Source organism: Pectobacterium atrosepticum (assembly GCA_019056595.1).
In the GTDB taxonomy this organism is placed as follows: domain Bacteria; phylum Pseudomonadota; class Gammaproteobacteria; order Enterobacterales; family Enterobacteriaceae; genus Pectobacterium; species Pectobacterium atrosepticum.
Window position 1 is genome coordinate 3,507,494 of sequence record CP036163.1, and the last position, 15,198, is coordinate 3,522,691.

A 15,198-nucleotide genomic window follows, 5' to 3' on the forward strand; every position below is an offset into this window, starting at 1 on the left:
TTTCTCCCTGTACTTAGGGAGAAGCCGCTATGCTTATTCTATACCCGTCATACTTCAAGCTGCATGTGCGTTGGCTGCGTTCAGTCACCCGAATCACTTACTTGAGTAAGCTCATCGGGACTCCTTCGCTTGCCGCCTTCCTGAAACTTGAATTATTTAGGGTATATATATGACTTCAACCAGAAGCATTGGGCGATCTGCGACTGTGTGCTGCCGCCTCTTTATTCATTTATGAAGGGCGGAGCTGGTCGACAAGGCTATCAGCGCTATTCCCCAGCTTGGCCTTATTCTGGGCAGTATGTGTGATAAAAATCACATATAATCATTATCTATTGCATTTCTCTTACATCAAGTGTGAATGAATGCACAAAATAGTCCGGCATGGCGTGTTCAAATATCTGATATGTCCACGTGTATAAAGCGTTTCTTTCGATATCGTTCTTTCGGTGTTGAAATAATCACAGGATGAAGGGTAGAGGAAGGTTGACTGCGGCGAGAAGGATCTCGGTGCCGCTACAGGTTGTTTCTCCTGAGCGCTATCTTCAAGGAACCAAGTCCGCTCGCCAAACGTACTGGTTTTACACCAGTTAATGTTCAGGGCCGGTTAGACCGGCTGACGAGTTGGAGAGTTGTATGACCAAGCTGACCACGGCCGCGCAGCGCGCGCTGGCGTTGATGGATTTAACCACGCTGAATGAGGATGATACGGATGAAAAAGTGACGGCACTCTGCCGTCAGGCAAATAGCCCGGCAGGAAAAACTGCTGCTATCTGTATCTATCCACGTTTTATCCCCCTGGCGAAAAAAATCCTGCGTGAGCAGGGTACGCCGGATATCCGTATTGCGACGGTGACCAACTTCCCGCACGGCAATGATGATGTTGACATCGCTGTTGCAGAAACCAGAGCGGCGATAGCCTATGGCGCTGATGAAGTTGATGTCGTATTCCCTTACCGAGCACTGATTGCAGGCAATGCGCAAATTGGTTTTGAGCTGGTGCAGGCATGCAAAGCCGTATGTCAGGATGCCCACGTGCTGCTGAAGGTGATCATCGAGACAGGCGAGCTGAAACAGGAAACGCTGATACGTCAGGCGAGCGAGATTGTCATTGATGCGGGTGCCGACTTCATTAAAACCTCAACCGGTAAAGTGCCGGTGAACGCGACGCCGGAGAGTGCCTCGATCATGCTGAAGACGATCCGCGATAAAGGCGTGGGTGAGTATGTCGGCTTTAAAGCCGCTGGCGGCGTGCGTAACGCGGAAGACGCCGCCATTTATCTGCAACTGGCGGACGATATCATGGGCGCTGAATGGGCGAATGCGCAGCATTTTCGCTTTGGCGCATCCAGTTTGCTGGCGAGCCTGCTGACAACGCTCGGACACGCGGCAGCGGCCCCACAGGGCAGCTACTAATCATGCGGCCACGGCGCACTATTTTATTCGTGACATCATGTTGTTGATGGCTGCATTGGTCCACAACAGCAAGTGTGCTCGCAGCGACAGTCTGCTGAGCCATATCAGAATTCATCAGGAGTACAGACCTTGTTTCTGATTCAAGAAATTATTCGTAAGAAGCGTGATGGAAAAACTCTGAGCGAAGAGGAGATCCGCTTTTTTATCAACGGTATTCGTGACAATACCGTCTCTGAAGGTCAGATTGCCGCTCTGGCGATGACCATTTACTTTCACGACATGTCGATGGATGAGCGTGTGGCGCTGACGTTGGCGATGCGTGACTCCGGTACAGTGCTGAACTGGAAGAGCCTGAACCTGAACGGACCGCTGGTGGACAAACATTCTACCGGCGGCGTAGGGGATGTTACCTCGCTCATGCTGGGGCCGATGGTCGCCGCTTGTGGTGGCTACGTCCCGATGATCTCTGGGCGTGGGCTTGGACATACTGGCGGCACGCTGGATAAGCTCGAAGCGATTCCGGGACTGGATATTTTTCCGAACGATGAAAATTTTCGTCGCATCATCCAGCAGGTTGGCGTCGCGATTATTGGGCAGACCTCATCGCTGGCTCCGGCGGATAAACGCTTTTACGCTACCCGTGATATTACCGCTACGGTCGATTCGATCCCGCTGATTACGGCGTCGATTCTGGCGAAGAAGCTGGCCGAAGGGCTGGATGCGTTAGTGATGGACGTTAAAGTGGGTTCCGGGGCGTTTATGCCGACCTATGAGCTGTCCGAACAGCTGGCGCAGGCGATTGTCGGCGTAGCAAATAACGCAGGATGCCGCACCAGCGCATTATTGACGGACATGAATCAGGTGCTGGCCTCCAGCGCGGGTAATGCGTTGGAAGTGCGGGAAGCCGTGCGTTTCCTGACGGGAGAGAGCCGCAATCCACGCCTGTATGATGTTACTATGGCGCTATGTGGCGAGATGCTTCTAGCGGGCGGACTAGCAAGCTCGGCGGACGACGCGCATTCACGTTTGCAGGCCGTGTTGGATAACGGCAAAGCCGCCGACGTCTTTGGCCGCATGGTCGCCGCACAGCGTGGACCGGGCGATTTTGTCGAACACTACGATCGTTACCTGCCGGTGGCGACGTTAAGTAAGCCGGTGTTCGCGACGCGTGAAGGCATTGTGACCGCGATGGATACCCGTGCTCTGGGCATGGCGGTCGTGTCGCTGGGCGGCGGACGTCGTCAGGCCTCGGATACGATCGATTACAGTGTCGGTCTGGATAGCATGATTAGCCTGGGTGAACGCGTTGACGCGCAGCGCCCGCTGGCGGTGATCCACGCCAATACGGAAGCGCAATGGCAGCAGGCGGCGAATGAAGTCCGAGCTGCGATCCAACTGGGCGATACGGCACCAGAAAAGACTCCGATGGTCTATCGTCGGGTGAGTGCGGAAGCGTGATTGCGTAGGGTTGGCGATAGATAACCTTGAATTGATTTTCCCCTGCCGGTAGGCAGGGCGTGAGCGCATCGCTGCGCAGGAGAGAAAGAATGAAACGTGTACATATTATGATTCTCGACTCGTTCGGGATCGGCAGCAGTGCTGATGCAGAACGCTTTGGTGATGTCGGTTCGGATACACTGGGCCATATTGCTCAGGCGTGTGCGGCGGGAAAGGCGAATAAAGGGCGCAGCGGCGCGCTGCATTTGCCAAATCTGAGCCGTCTGGGTCTAGGTAAAGCCGCCGAAGCCTCAACGGGAACGTTCCCAGCAGGGCTGGATGAAAACGCAGACATTATCGGTGCTTACGCGCACGCCAGTGAAATTTCTTCGGGTAAAGATACACCGTCTGGTCACTGGGAAATTGCCGGTGTGCCTGTCCTGTTCGACTGGGGCTATTTTAAAGATGAAGAAAACAGTTTTCCGCAGGAACTGCTGGATAAACTGGTGAAGCGCGCCAATCTGCCAGGCTATCTGGGCAACTGTCATTCTTCCGGTACGGTGATTCTGGATCAACTGGCTGAAGAACATATGAAAACGGGCAAGCCGATTTTTTACACTTCTGCGGATTCGGTGTTCCAGATTGCCTGCCATGAAGAGACGTTCGGTCTGGATAAGCTGTACGAGCTGTGTGAAATTGCCCGCGAAGAGCTGACTGAAGGGGATTACAACATCGGGCGAGTGATCGCGCGTCCGTTTATCGGTGACAAACCCGGCAACTTCGAGCGTACTGGCAACCGTCACGATCTGGCCGTTGAACCGCCAGCGCCGACCATCCTGAAAAAGTTGGTGGATGAAAAAGGCGGTGAAGTGGTTTCCGTCGGTAAAATTGCGGATATCTACGCGCAGGTCGGTATCACGAAGAAAGTGAAGGCGACCGGCATCGATGCGCTGTTTGACGCCACGCTGAAAGAGATGGATAGCGCGGGCGACAACACGATCGTGTTTACCAACTTTGTGGATTTCGACTCCGCCTACGGGCACCGCCGCGATATTCCGGGCTATGCGGCTGCGCTGGAGCTGTTCGATCGCCGTTTACCCGAGCTGATGTCCCGCGTGACGGGCGATGACATCCTGATTTTGACTGCCGATCACGGCTGTGATCCGAGCTGGCACGGGACCGATCATACCCGCGAAAACGTACCGGTGTTGATCTATGGGCCGAAAGTGAAGCCGGGGTCATACGGTCACCGTGAAACCTTCGCCGATATCGGGCAGACGGTCGCAGCCTACTTTGGCCTGTCGCCTATGGACTACGGTAAATCGATATTGTAAAAACACCGTTTTTAGTGAAACTTGATTAATTAAGGAATAAACGCATGGCTACGCCACATATTAATGCAGAAATGGGTGATTTCGCGGACGTTGTACTGATGCCGGGCGACCCGCTGCGCGCTAAGTTTATTGCAGAAACCTTTTTGGATGACGCCCGCGAAGTGAACAACGTGCGTGGCATGTTAGGGTTCACCGGCACGTATAAAGGCCGTAAAATTTCGGTCATGGGTCACGGTATGGGTATTCCATCCTGCTCGATCTATGCGAAAGAGCTGATCACCGAGTTTGGCGTGAAGAAGATCATCCGCGTGGGTTCCTGCGGTGCGGTACGTGAAGACGTCAAACTGCGCGATGTGGTGATCGGTATGGGCGCCTGTACGGATTCCAAAGTGAACCGTATGCGTTTCAAAGATCACGACTATGCGGCTATTGCCGATTTCGACATGGTGCGTAATGCCGTTGATGCTGCTAAAGCACGCGATGTTTCTGTCCGCGTAGGTAACATCTTCTCCGCCGATCTGTTCTACACGCCAGACCCGCAGATGTTCGACGTGATGGAAAAATACGGCATTCTGGGTGTAGAAATGGAAGCCGCCGGTATCTACGGCGTAGCGGCAGAGTTCGGTGCGAAAGCGCTGGCAATCTGTACCGTTTCTGACCACATTCGTACCGGTGCACAAACCACCTCAGAAGAGCGTCAGACTACGTTCAATGAGATGATCGAGATCGCGCTGGAATCCGTTCTGCTTGGCGATAACGAGTAACATTATTTAGCCCACGCATACTACTCGGCGGTTTGTCTGTAGCTGCCAGGCAGGTCTGAATTCGTAAGTCAGCGGATTCAGACCCTGCTATTTCCTATGACCCCTATAGCGACAGATGCGCTGACCCGCGCGTAATATCGGTGTTCTTCTTTATCAGCGCACGCTTGCTAAGGTGCCGCACGCTACTGTTTTATCTATTTTCCAGGTTCGAGCGCCGTGATTCACGACAAGTTAGGTTCTATGACTTGTTTTATGAAAAGCTGAGTTCATAATTAATAATGAAAATAATAATCATTATTATTATTAATTCTGGGAAAGAGATGAAAGCATTCATTCTGAAAAAGCGTATCGCGGGTATGCCAACGAAACTGGCGGTGTTAATCGGTGTACTGTGCAGCGGCATGGCCATGCCGCTGTTGGCTGAAGAGCCGCCAACAGCGGTACAACCCACCACAGCATCCTCTGCATCAGAAAAGGAAACTCGCGGCGACACGATGACCGTCGTGGCTAAGCCAGGTAATACGTTCCGTGCAGGGGGTGACGATCTGGTTCCCGCCTATCTGGATGGACAAATTGCGAATGGTGGACGTCTCGGTTTTCTGGGGCAGCAGAATGCGCGTGATGTGCCATTTAACGTGATTAGCTATACCGACAAGATGATCCTGTCCCAGCAGGCGGAAACGCTGGCTGATGTCGTGAAGAACGATGCCTCTATTCAAACTCTGAAAGGCTTTGGCAATTTTATGGAAACCTATCGCATCCGTGGTTTTACGCTGGATGGCGATGATATTACCTTCGGAGGACTGTATGGTGTGATGCCGCGTCAGATGGTGTCGACCAATATGGTTGAACGCGTAGAAGTCTTTAAAGGTGCCAGTGCATTTGTTAACGGGGTATCTGGTAGCGGGATTGGGAGTGGCGTCGGCGGTTCGATAAACGTGGAACCGAAGCATGCGACAGATGATCCACTCACTCGTTTGACCGTTGACTATGAATCGAAAAACAAGATTGGTGGTGGGGTGGATGTCGGTCGTCGTTTTGGTGATAACGATGAGTTTGGTGTACGTGTCAATGTGTTGCACCGCGAAGGAGAAGGCGCCATTCACCACCAAAAAGACCGTATGTCGATGGCCTCTGTTGGCCTTGATTATCGCGGCGATCGTTTCCGTACTTCATTGGATGCAGGCTACCAGCACCAGACCGTGCACGGTGGGCGAATTGCAGTAGGTACTGGGAGCGCCACAGTAATCCCTTCTGCCCCGGATGCCACATTAAATTATGGTCAGAAATGGGTCTCGACTGACCTGAAAACGACTTTCGGTATGTGGCGCAGCGAATATGATGTTGCCGACAACTGGACGTTGTATTCCGGTATCGGTAGCAGTCGAGCGGATGAATATGGAGTCTATGGTTCACCTAAGCTGACGGATAACAACGGCAATGCGACAATATCGCGGATGGATGTCCCCTTTAAACGTGATACGTTCTCCGGCTTGTTAGGCATCCGTGGACAGTTTGATACAGGCGCGGTGACACATAAAGTTAATATCGGTTATTCAGGTGTGTATGCGAAAAGTCGAACGGCTTACACGATGTCTGACAATGTCGGGCCAATCGATATTTATCATCCTGGTGATATTAGTAACCCTCCGTCTATCTACTTTGGTGGGGATATGGGGGATCCTAAAGTACGTAACCGTGTCAGAAGTGCGGGGCTTTCGTTGTCTGATACCCTATCGATTATGGATGATAAAGTTGCGTTGACTGCTGGGTTACGTCGGCAAGAAATTATGGTACGTAACTATAGTTATGAAGGGATTGAAGAAAGTGACAGTACCTTTAACCGTACTAAAGTCACGCCAGCATACGGTTTGGTTGTGAAGCCGTGGGAGAATATTTCTCTGTATGCCAACCATATAGAGTCATTATCACCGGGCGGCATTGCGCCGTTTAATGCTGCGAATAAAGGGAAAGTCACGGGAATTTATGTTGCTAAACAGAATGAAGTGGGCGTGAAGTTTGACTATGAGCGGGTAGGTGGATCGCTGGCGCTGTTTGAAATTAAGCGACCAAATGAATATATCAATAGTCAGACGGGCAATTTCGGGATTTACGGCGAGCGCCGCCATCGCGGCATGGAACTCAATGTGTTTGGTGAGCCGGTATTTGGCCTGCGACTGAACGGTAGTGCGACATGGATTGCAGCACAGCAGATTAAAACGGATGGTGGCGCTAACAATGGTAAAGATGTTGTCGGCGTGCCACGCTATCAACTGGTTCTTGGGTCAGAATATGATATCAAATCCGTCGAGGGGCTAACGCTGTCGGGAACGGCGATCCGTTCCGGTTCACAGTATGCGAATAACAGTAATACTATGAAGCTCAAACCGTGGACGCGATTGGATCTTGGCGCGCGCTACAGTATGCCGATGAACGATCACACGCTGGTCTGGCGAGCCAATGTTGAAAACGTAACGAATGAAAAATATTGGTCGTCAGTCAACGATTCCGGTGCCTATCTGTATCAAGGCGATCCGCGTTCACTGAAACTGTCTATGTCAGTCGACTTCTAACGACGGTAACCGTCATACTCATACTTGTATAGAAAACCCACCTCAGGTGGGTTTTCGCGTGTTTGGCCGGTCGAAATTTTTGGGAAGGGCTACTTAATCGCTTGGGCAGGAACCTGCGCAGCGCTGTTAAAGCTGATCTCGTTGATAGCACTCCATTTATTCACATCGGTACCAAACGTATCCAACTTGAAGAATTTTGCTTTAACGGCAGGGAAGGTGAATTTTTCACCGTCTTTGGCATTGCTGGACGTGACCAGATTGTCAGCCAGTTTTTGCCAGGTTTTACCGTCGGTAGAGTAGGAGACGGAGAACTTCAGCTTGCGCTCGTCCGCTTTGAAAGGAACCAGAACAAAGTTCTCAACCGATTGTTCTTTATCCAGTTCTAACTGAACCCAACTCTCACCATTTGCTGCCCAGCGCGTTTTTACGTCACCATCGGCAATGTTGGCAGGTTTGTGACCTTTGTCTGAGTCATAAGCGGAGGCCGTAACCGCTGTGACTTGTACCGCGTAAGCGGAAAGAGAGAATAAACCGCACAGGAGCGTCGTAGCCAGAGTGTATTTTTTCATATTATTCCTCGTAGATAACGGATAAACCATGGCATGCCTGCAAACCAGAAACATGAAATGGAACCTTATTGTGATAAAAAAGAAACGAGGTTTTATTTATGACGATCACGTTGCGGGGATTTTTCTGTCGGGAAAAAAGGCAGGGCGGGACGGGGAGCACATTATGGCACCCGCCTTGTCGCGAGGAGTATAGATAAAGAGGTTAGCCGAGCGGTAGCGCCATGAGGATCGCGTCCTCTCGGCCTTGTGCCGCGGGATAATAATCGCGGCGCACGGAGACTTCGTTAAATCCCAGGCTTTCATACAGCGCGATGGCCCGCGCGTTTGACTCACGGACTTCCAGCCACAGTGTAACAATACCGCGCTGCTCCATCTCGTCGATCAGCTGTTCCAGCAACTGGCGGCCCAGCCCCTGACGCTGGTGGTCAGGATGCACGGCGATATTGAACAACGTCGCTTCATCCAGCACCACTTGCGTGATGGCGTACGCGGCAATCTGTTCGTCATGGCTCAATTTCAGATTGAAATAACGTTCACCCTGATTGCTGATAAACGTTTTTTCCGTCCAGGGAAAGGCGTGGCTAGCTTGTTCAATTTTAAAGGCTTGTGCCAGATCGGCTGGCGTCAGAGAAGATATCGTGTTCATGTTCACAGATCTGTTGCCACAGCGCCCGTTTGGCGTCGGCATTTTGATAAAGTTCAGAAAGCAGAGGGCTGGAAAGCTGGATGCCCTGTAGCGCAATGGGCTCCGCGATGCCCAGCCGCCAGCTATGGCAGCGTGCATCGGCGGGCAACATCTCTATCTGCTGCGGCGTCAGGCGGTAGGCTTGCGCAGGGGTGAGCGCAAGACTGTGCAGAACGTCGGCCAGCAGCGGTTCATCATCGGCCAGCGGTTCGGCGGAGACGATCACCAGACGCACCTGATCGGGCAGACTGACGGCGATTTCGCCTTGCAGCACCGTCGGGCGACGCAGCGTCCACTGCGTAATCCCCAGTTGCTGTAGCAGCCTGTCACGTCTTGATTCCATGCGTTATCCTGTCTGGCGTGCGAGAAAATGATTCGTGCCTATGCTAACAAACCCCGCCATGCTGCGCCAACGTCGGTGCGGTTATTTCCTCTCCGCTCTGCAACTTCGAGGCCGAAGCGTATATAATCCCCCGTTCAATGATTAAGGAGCCGTAGCCCGATGTCCGCATTAACCCCCGCCAGTGAAGTCATACTGCGCCATAGTGACGAATTTCTTTCACGCCGAGTTCTGTTTGCCGGTGATTTGCAGGATACCCTGCCCGCGCAATTTGAGGCGGCGTCGGTGCGTGTCCATTGCAACCAATATCACCACTGGCAACAGATGGCAAAGCCACTTGGGGATAATGCTCAATACAGTCTGGTAGCGGACGCTGAGCTGGTAGCGGATAGCGATACGCTGATTTATTACTGGCCAAAGAGCAAACAAGAAGCAGAATTCCAACTGTGTAACCTGCTTTCACTGCTGCCGGTCGGCGCGGAGATCTTCGTTGTTGGGGAAAACCGCAGCGGCGTACGCAGCGCTGAAACCGTGTTGTCTGATTTCGTTGAACTGGTAAAAATCGACAGCGCACGCCGCTGTGGGCTTTACCACGGCCGAATTGATAAGCAGGCCAGCTTCACGCTGGATGATTGGTGGGACGAATATGTGACGGAAGGGGTGACGGTCAAAACGCTTCCGGGCATCTTCAGCCGTGATGGTCTGGATCCGGGCAGCAGACTACTGTTGTCTACGTTTGAGCCACATATGAAAGGCAAAGTCCTGGATATTGCGTGTGGTGCGGGTGTGCTTGCATCGGTGTTGGCGAAACAGTCGCCGAAAATTCGCCTGACGCTGAGTGATGTCAGCGCCGCAGCGGTGGAGTCCAGCAATGCAACACTGGCAGCGAATGCGCTGGAAGGCAGCGTGATTGCGAGTAACGTCTATTCAGACATCGACGGCCGCTTCGACATGATCGTGTCCAACCCGCCGTTCCATGACGGCTTGCAGACCAGCTTGCAAGCCGTAGAAATGCTGATTCGTGGTGCGGTAACGCATCTACCGATTGGCGGACAATTACGCATCGTCGCTAACGCCTTCCTACCTTATCCGGCGCTGTTAGATGCCGCGTTTGGCAGCCATGAAGTGCTGGCGCAAACCGGACGCTTCAAGGTGTATCAGGCTACCGTTGGGCGTCCTCCACGTACAGGTAAAGGTCGCCGCCGGTAATCCTACTGATTAAGGGTCGCCATACTCTCCTTGCCGTAGCGTTCTCCTGCTGCGGCATCAGGCGGGAAGATGGCATTAATGGCGGCCAGTTCCTCTTTCGTCAGTGTGACATCCAGCGCGGCAACGTTCTCTTCCAGATAGAGACGGCGTTTGGTGCCCGGAATCGGCACGATATGTTCGCCCTGCGCCAGTACCCACGCCAGCGCGAGCTGTGAGGGTGTGGCCTGTTTTTCCTGCGCCAGTTGGTTAATTTTCTCTACCAGTTGCAGGTTTTTCCCGAAATTTTCCCCAGCGAAGCGTGGATTGGTGCGACGAAAATCGTCGGCTGCCAGATCGTCTAGGCTGCGAATCGCGCCAGTCAGAAAGCCGCGACCGAGTGGGCTGTAAGGCACAAAGCCGATGCCCAAACGCTCACAGGTGGGCAGAATCTCAGCTTCCATATCGCGCGTCCACAGTGAATATTCGCTCTGTAACGCTGTAATAGGGTGCACGCGATGGGCACGCTCCAGCGTGGTGACAGAGGCTTCACTCAGGCCGATGTAGCGAATCTTGCCTTCTTTAACCAGCTCGGCCAGCGCGCCGACCGTCTCTTCAATCGGAACCGTCGGGTCGATACGGTGCTGATAGTAAAGATCGATAACGTCTGTACCGAGCCGTTTCAGGCTACCTTCCACCGCTCGACGGATATAATCCGGTTTACCGCAGACGCCGCGAGCGTAGGGATTAGCCGGATCGCGCACGATGCCGAATTTAGTCGCCAGAAAGACCTGCTCGCGTTTGCCCTTTATCGCGTTGCCAAGCAGTTGTTCATTGGTGTGAGGGCCATACATATCGGCGGTGTCCAGCAGCGTAACGCCCAGCTCCAGTGCGCGATGCAATGTGGCAATGGACTCTTTTTCATCCTGCGCAGTAGAGTAAAAATCACTCATTCCCATGCAGCCTAGCCCAATCGCTGAAACCTGTGGACCGTTCGCCCCTAATTTGCGCTTTTGCATCGTCATCTTCCTCATCTTATTGGCAGTGAGAGTAGTTTGGTTGTTTATAGCACAAAGATAAATACTGCTTTCTATGCAACACTATTCAAAAATAACTAACAATGGTGGCGGCGATGGATCATATTCAGGCGATGCGGGTTTTTGTGCGTATTGTCGAATTGGGAAGCTTTAGCCGTGCGGCGGAGCGGCTGGCGCTACCGCGTGCGACGGTGAGCAACACTATCAAGCAGCTTGAAGGGCGGCTGGGTGTACGTTTACTGCAACGCACGACCCGTCAGGTACAGATCACCGATGAAGGGCGCGTTTATTATGAGCGTTGCCTGCAATTGCTTGCTGAAATTGAAGAGATCGACACACTTTTCACACAGCAAAAGCTACAGCCGGTTGGTAAAGTGCGGGTTGATATGCCGCACTCGCTGGCACGGGAAATCGTTGTTCCGGCGTTAGGGGAGTTCTATGCGCGTTATCCGCAAGTGACGCTGATGCTAAGCGCCAACGATGCGGCGATTAATGTGCTGCGTGAAGGCGTCGACTGCGTGCTGCGTGCCTGGCAGACGGATGACGAGACGCTAGCGACCCGCCATTTGCCGTCGATGCCGCAGGTAACCTGTGCGTCCGCTGACTATCTGGCGCGATATGGCGTGCCGCGTTCGCTTGATGAGCTGTCGGGGCATCACATGGTGGGCTATTTCTCTCTGCGTACCGAATACCTTTATCCGCTGGAATTTATGTCTGGCGACGAGCGCATTACGCGTATGCTGCCCGGCACGTTGCAGGTAAACGGCGCCGATGCCTATATCGCAGGTGCATGCGCGGGATTGGGAATTATTCAGGCACCGCGTCGCGGTTTGATCTCACTTCTCGACGGTGGAGAACTGGTAGAGATTTTGCCGGAGATACCGCCGCCCGCGATGCCACTTTACGTGATGTATACGCCCGGTCGCTTTCTTGCGCCGCGGATTAGGGTGTTCATAGAATGGCTCGATGAACTCTTTACGCGCAACGCTGCGGTGAGATGATGTTTTTTACAGCAAACCCCGCATTCCAGAGGAAATAATCATTGACGTGAACGCGAAAACCTCTAGAATTCGCCCCCGTAGTGATATTGCGTAAAGCAGTGTTGCGAAGGTGGCGGAATTGGTAGACGCGCTAGCTTCAGGTGTTAGTGTTCTTACGGACGTGAGGGTTCAAGTCCCTCTCTTCGCACCAACATCACTACAACGGTTCTGGTTTGTCGAACCGAAGCAGTAATCAGTATTGCGTAACCAGAAATACATGACAGAGTTGCGAAGGTGGCGGAATTGGTAGACGCGCTAGCTTCAGGTGTTAGTGTTCTTACGGACGTGAGGGTTCAAGTCCCTCTCTTCGCACCATGTCGTGATAGGTTTACCGCATAAGACAATTATTGCATAAAATAATGCTGTATAAGACAAGCAACGTTCTCAGTGCGAAGGTGGCGGAATTGGTAGACGCGCTAGCTTCAGGTGTTAGTGTCCTTACGGACGTGAGGGTTCAAGTCCCTCTCTTCGCACCACCGAACGCCTCTGTATCTTCCTGATTTTCCTCTCTGTTTATTCTCTTTTATCCTATTCCTGGCTATAGCGCTTTTCTGCGTTTGTTGGCAATTCTGTGCTGCTTATCATTTGCGTGTGTTTATAACGTCGTCAAATTAAACATGACTGACAGCGCCGCCAAACCGCCAGCTAGCGCAATGCAGGATGGCAGCAATAAATAGTGGCGCAAACGTTGATGAAACAGCATGGCGAGGGTCGCCAACAAAGCGACGGCGATAATCACTTTCAGGTGTGTCAGGTTCAGATTGAGTAGTGCCAGCAGCGGCATAATGGCACAAGGTAACAGCACGCCCCAGGCACTAGACAGGTGCTTCCCCATACACCAACTCACACCCCATAGCCCGCAGGCTGTGATCATTGCTGTCAGCATTTATCCACCCGTCAAAAATGATAATGATAACTAATATCATATAAGAATTTATATCAATTACTAGCTTTTTGACGAGTAGAATGCCGGAATTTGCTACCTAGCGGCGTTAATCGGGATGTGAGCTGCTCAGATGCTGTCGTATTAGGTGGATCATATTCACGATCGCGGCCGATCGTTCATGTTTACGCCAGATAGCCGCAATTTGTGTATGGACTTCGGGCATGCCGATATCATGATATGTCACATTCTCAGCCTTAATACAGGCAAGCGACTCCGGTACAAGGGTAATGCCGAAACCTGCGGCGACCATCCCAATGGTGGCCGTCAACTGTGGGGCAAAGGGACTGGGTCTGGGACCATAACCTGACAGGTAGCAGGTACGAATAATCATATCGTGCAGCCCCGGACATACCTCGCGTGGGAAAATAATCAGCGGCTCCTGACGCAGCTCGCTTAGCGAAACCTGTGTTTTATGGCTAAGCGCATGCCCTGCGGGTAACACCAATTTCATTGGCTCTTCTGCCAAAATTTCCCCGTTAATATCATCACTGAGATCGCAAGGTAAGCGCAGAAATGCGATGTCGATATTGCGTTTTTGCAATGAGGCGATAAGCGTTGCCGGGTTTTCTTCCTTCGGTAACGGTTGAACGTGCGGATGCTGCTGACAGTAGCTATGCAGCAGCCCAAGCACGGTGGGATGGAACATGGCCGACGGCGAGAAGCCCACGTTCAGGCTACCTTTCTCGCCTCGCGCAATGCTTCTTGTACGCGCGATCGCCGAATCGGTGAGTTGCAGAATCCGGCGGGCGTCTTCATACAGCGCTTGTCCCGCCTCCGTCATTTCTACGCCGCGCGTCAGTCGCTTGAACAGCGGTGTACCGATCTCCAGCTCGAATTTCTTGATCTGCTGGCTGAGCGGCGGTTGTGACATCCCCAGATTTTCTGCCGCACGAGTGAAATGCCGGGCTTGTGCAACGGCGACAAAATAGCGCAGGTAACGTAGTTCCATTCACGTAACTCCATATGTATCCGATCTTGAAGTGACCTTAATTGCATATTGGAATTTTGTTCTCTTCCGCGTCAATCTTTATCTAAATATTAGCAATATTTAAGTAATTGTGCGGTGAAAAGGAATGTATGAAAACGAGTATCGGTGAACAATCCTGTGAAGAAGCCTTTGCTAGCTACGCTTATGACTTTCGGCAGGAGCACGCAGACTGCGTTATTTATCAGACCTCATTAATGAGTGGACTAATAAATGGCGTATACGAAGGTAGCCGAACGATGGCTGAATTATTGGAACATGGTGACTTTGGATTAGGAACATTTAATAGTTTGGATGGGGAACTGGTTGCATTAAATAGCCAGATTTTCCAGCTGTTATCTGATGGTAGCGCACGGGCGGCGAGGCCGGAGCAGAAAACGCCATTCGCGGTAATGACGTTCTTCCGCCCGACGGAAACGATCCGTTTCCATCGCTGGACCTCGCGTGAAGAAGTGCATCGCCAGATCGATGAGATCGTGGGAACAGACAATCTGTTCTGTGCGTTGCGGATTGATGGGCGTTTTCGCTGTGTTGAAACTCGCACCGTCCCTCGGCAGTGCCGGCCTTACAAGCCGATGCAGGAAGCTATTGAAGGGCAGCCGACGTTTCATTTTGAACACCGGAGCGGCAGCGTTATTGGGTTTCGCAGCCCAGCTTATACCCAGGGAATTAATGTCGCGGGTTACCACGAACACTTTATTACTGACGATCGCCAAGGCGGTGGCCATATTCTGAATTATGACGTTGAAAACGGCACGCTGACATTTGGCGTGATCGCCAAATTGATCATCGACCTGCCTCAGGATCGGGAATTTCTCAATGCCGATCTGTCATCAGAAAACCTCAACAGCGTAATCAAGTCAGTAGAGAGCTAGTCATTTCATCGGAGT

At 52.2% G+C, this 15,198-nt stretch carries 14 protein-coding genes and 3 tRNA genes; 11 read left to right on the forward strand and 6 right to left on the reverse strand.

The window, feature by feature from the left end:
- Positions 1-633: 633 nt before the first annotated feature.
- The 5 genes from DCX48_16655 to DCX48_16675 all read left to right on the forward strand — a co-directional run bounded on the left by DCX48_16655 (position 634) and on the right by DCX48_16675 (position 7,521).
- Entirely contained in the window at positions 634-1,413 is a 780-nt protein-coding gene (locus DCX48_16655; GenBank protein QXE16005.1) for a deoxyribose-phosphate aldolase, read from the forward strand.
- 129 nt (positions 1,414-1,542) lie between these two features.
- Positions 1,543-2,871 carry a thymidine phosphorylase gene (gene deoA, locus DCX48_16660; GenBank protein ID QXE16006.1) on the forward strand — a complete coding sequence of 443 codons (1,329 nt, stop codon included), beginning with the start codon at positions 1,543-1,545 and terminating at the stop codon, positions 2,869-2,871.
- A gap of 89 nt (positions 2,872-2,960) precedes the next feature.
- A complete protein-coding gene (deoB, locus tag DCX48_16665) occupies positions 2,961-4,184 on the forward strand; it encodes a phosphopentomutase (GenBank protein QXE16007.1) in 1,224 nt (407 codons plus the stop codon).
- Between the two features lie 44 nt (positions 4,185-4,228).
- Entirely contained in the window at positions 4,229-4,948 is a 720-nt protein-coding gene (gene deoD, locus DCX48_16670; GenBank protein QXE16008.1) for a purine-nucleoside phosphorylase, read from the forward strand.
- Between the two features lie 320 nt (positions 4,949-5,268).
- Positions 5,269-7,521, forward strand: a complete 2,253-nt coding sequence (locus DCX48_16675) for a TonB-dependent siderophore receptor (GenBank protein ID QXE16009.1) — start codon at positions 5,269-5,271, stop codon at positions 7,519-7,521.
- An 89-nt stretch (positions 7,522-7,610) separates the two neighbouring features.
- Here the strand turns inward: DCX48_16675 and DCX48_16680 are convergent, their stop codons facing one another.
- The 3 genes from DCX48_16680 to DCX48_16690 form a co-directional block, all read right to left on the reverse strand.
- Complete coding sequence (locus DCX48_16680) at positions 7,611-8,090, reverse strand: discoidin domain-containing protein (GenBank protein QXE16010.1); 480 nt, start codon at positions 8,088-8,090, stop codon at positions 7,611-7,613.
- A 202-nt stretch (positions 8,091-8,292) separates the two neighbouring features.
- Positions 8,293-8,736 (reverse strand): ribosomal-protein-alanine N-acetyltransferase, encoded by a 444-nt coding sequence (locus tag DCX48_16685; GenBank protein ID QXE16011.1) that lies wholly within the window; start codon positions 8,734-8,736, stop codon positions 8,293-8,295.
- Positions 8,687-9,118: a DNA polymerase III subunit psi gene (locus DCX48_16690; protein QXE16012.1), complete on the reverse strand. Its 432-nt coding sequence runs from the start codon at positions 9,116-9,118 to the stop codon at positions 8,687-8,689. Before DCX48_16690 ends, DCX48_16685 begins: the two co-directional genes overlap by 50 nt.
- A gap of 159 nt (positions 9,119-9,277) precedes the next feature.
- On the opposite strand from DCX48_16690, the gene rsmC reads away from it, so the two are divergent.
- A complete protein-coding gene (rsmC, locus tag DCX48_16695) occupies positions 9,278-10,324 on the forward strand; it encodes a 16S rRNA (guanine(1207)-N(2))-methyltransferase RsmC (protein QXE16013.1) in 1,047 nt (348 codons plus the stop codon).
- A 2-nt stretch (positions 10,325-10,326) separates the two neighbouring features.
- Here rsmC and DCX48_16700 read toward each other — a convergent pair whose 3' ends face one another.
- On the reverse strand, positions 10,327-11,319 hold the full coding sequence (locus tag DCX48_16700; protein QXE16014.1) for an aldo/keto reductase: 993 nt from the start codon (positions 11,317-11,319) through the stop codon (positions 10,327-10,329).
- A 113-nt stretch (positions 11,320-11,432) separates the two neighbouring features.
- Here DCX48_16700 and DCX48_16705 point away from each other — a divergent pair, with 113 nt between their 5' ends.
- From DCX48_16705 to DCX48_16720, 4 genes are all read left to right on the forward strand, one after another.
- The gene (locus tag DCX48_16705; GenBank protein ID QXE16015.1) at positions 11,433-12,338 is read left to right on the forward strand and encodes a LysR family transcriptional regulator; all 906 of its coding nucleotides are present in this window, start codon (positions 11,433-11,435) and stop codon (positions 12,336-12,338) included.
- Positions 12,339-12,441: 103 nt separating this feature from the next.
- Positions 12,442-12,528, forward strand: a tRNA-Leu gene (locus DCX48_16710).
- A gap of 77 nt (positions 12,529-12,605) precedes the next feature.
- A tRNA-Leu gene (locus DCX48_16715) sits at positions 12,606-12,692 on the forward strand.
- Between the two features lie 74 nt (positions 12,693-12,766).
- Positions 12,767-12,853, forward strand: a tRNA-Leu gene (locus tag DCX48_16720).
- 119 nt (positions 12,854-12,972) lie between these two features.
- On the opposite strand, the gene DCX48_16725 is transcribed toward DCX48_16720, so the two are convergent.
- Both DCX48_16725 and DCX48_16730 read right to left on the reverse strand, forming a co-directional pair.
- The gene (locus DCX48_16725; protein QXE16016.1) at positions 12,973-13,263 is read right to left on the reverse strand and encodes a DUF1435 domain-containing protein; all 291 of its coding nucleotides are present in this window, start codon (positions 13,261-13,263) and stop codon (positions 12,973-12,975) included.
- Positions 13,264-13,369: 106 nt separating this feature from the next.
- A complete protein-coding gene (locus DCX48_16730; GenBank protein QXE16017.1) occupies positions 13,370-14,272 on the reverse strand; it encodes a LysR family transcriptional regulator in 903 nt (300 codons plus the stop codon).
- A 128-nt stretch (positions 14,273-14,400) separates the two neighbouring features.
- Between DCX48_16730 and budA the strand changes: the two genes are divergently transcribed.
- On the forward strand, positions 14,401-15,183 hold the full coding sequence (gene budA / locus DCX48_16735; protein QXE16018.1) for an acetolactate decarboxylase: 783 nt from the start codon (positions 14,401-14,403) through the stop codon (positions 15,181-15,183).
- Positions 15,184-15,198: the final 15 nt, after the last annotated feature.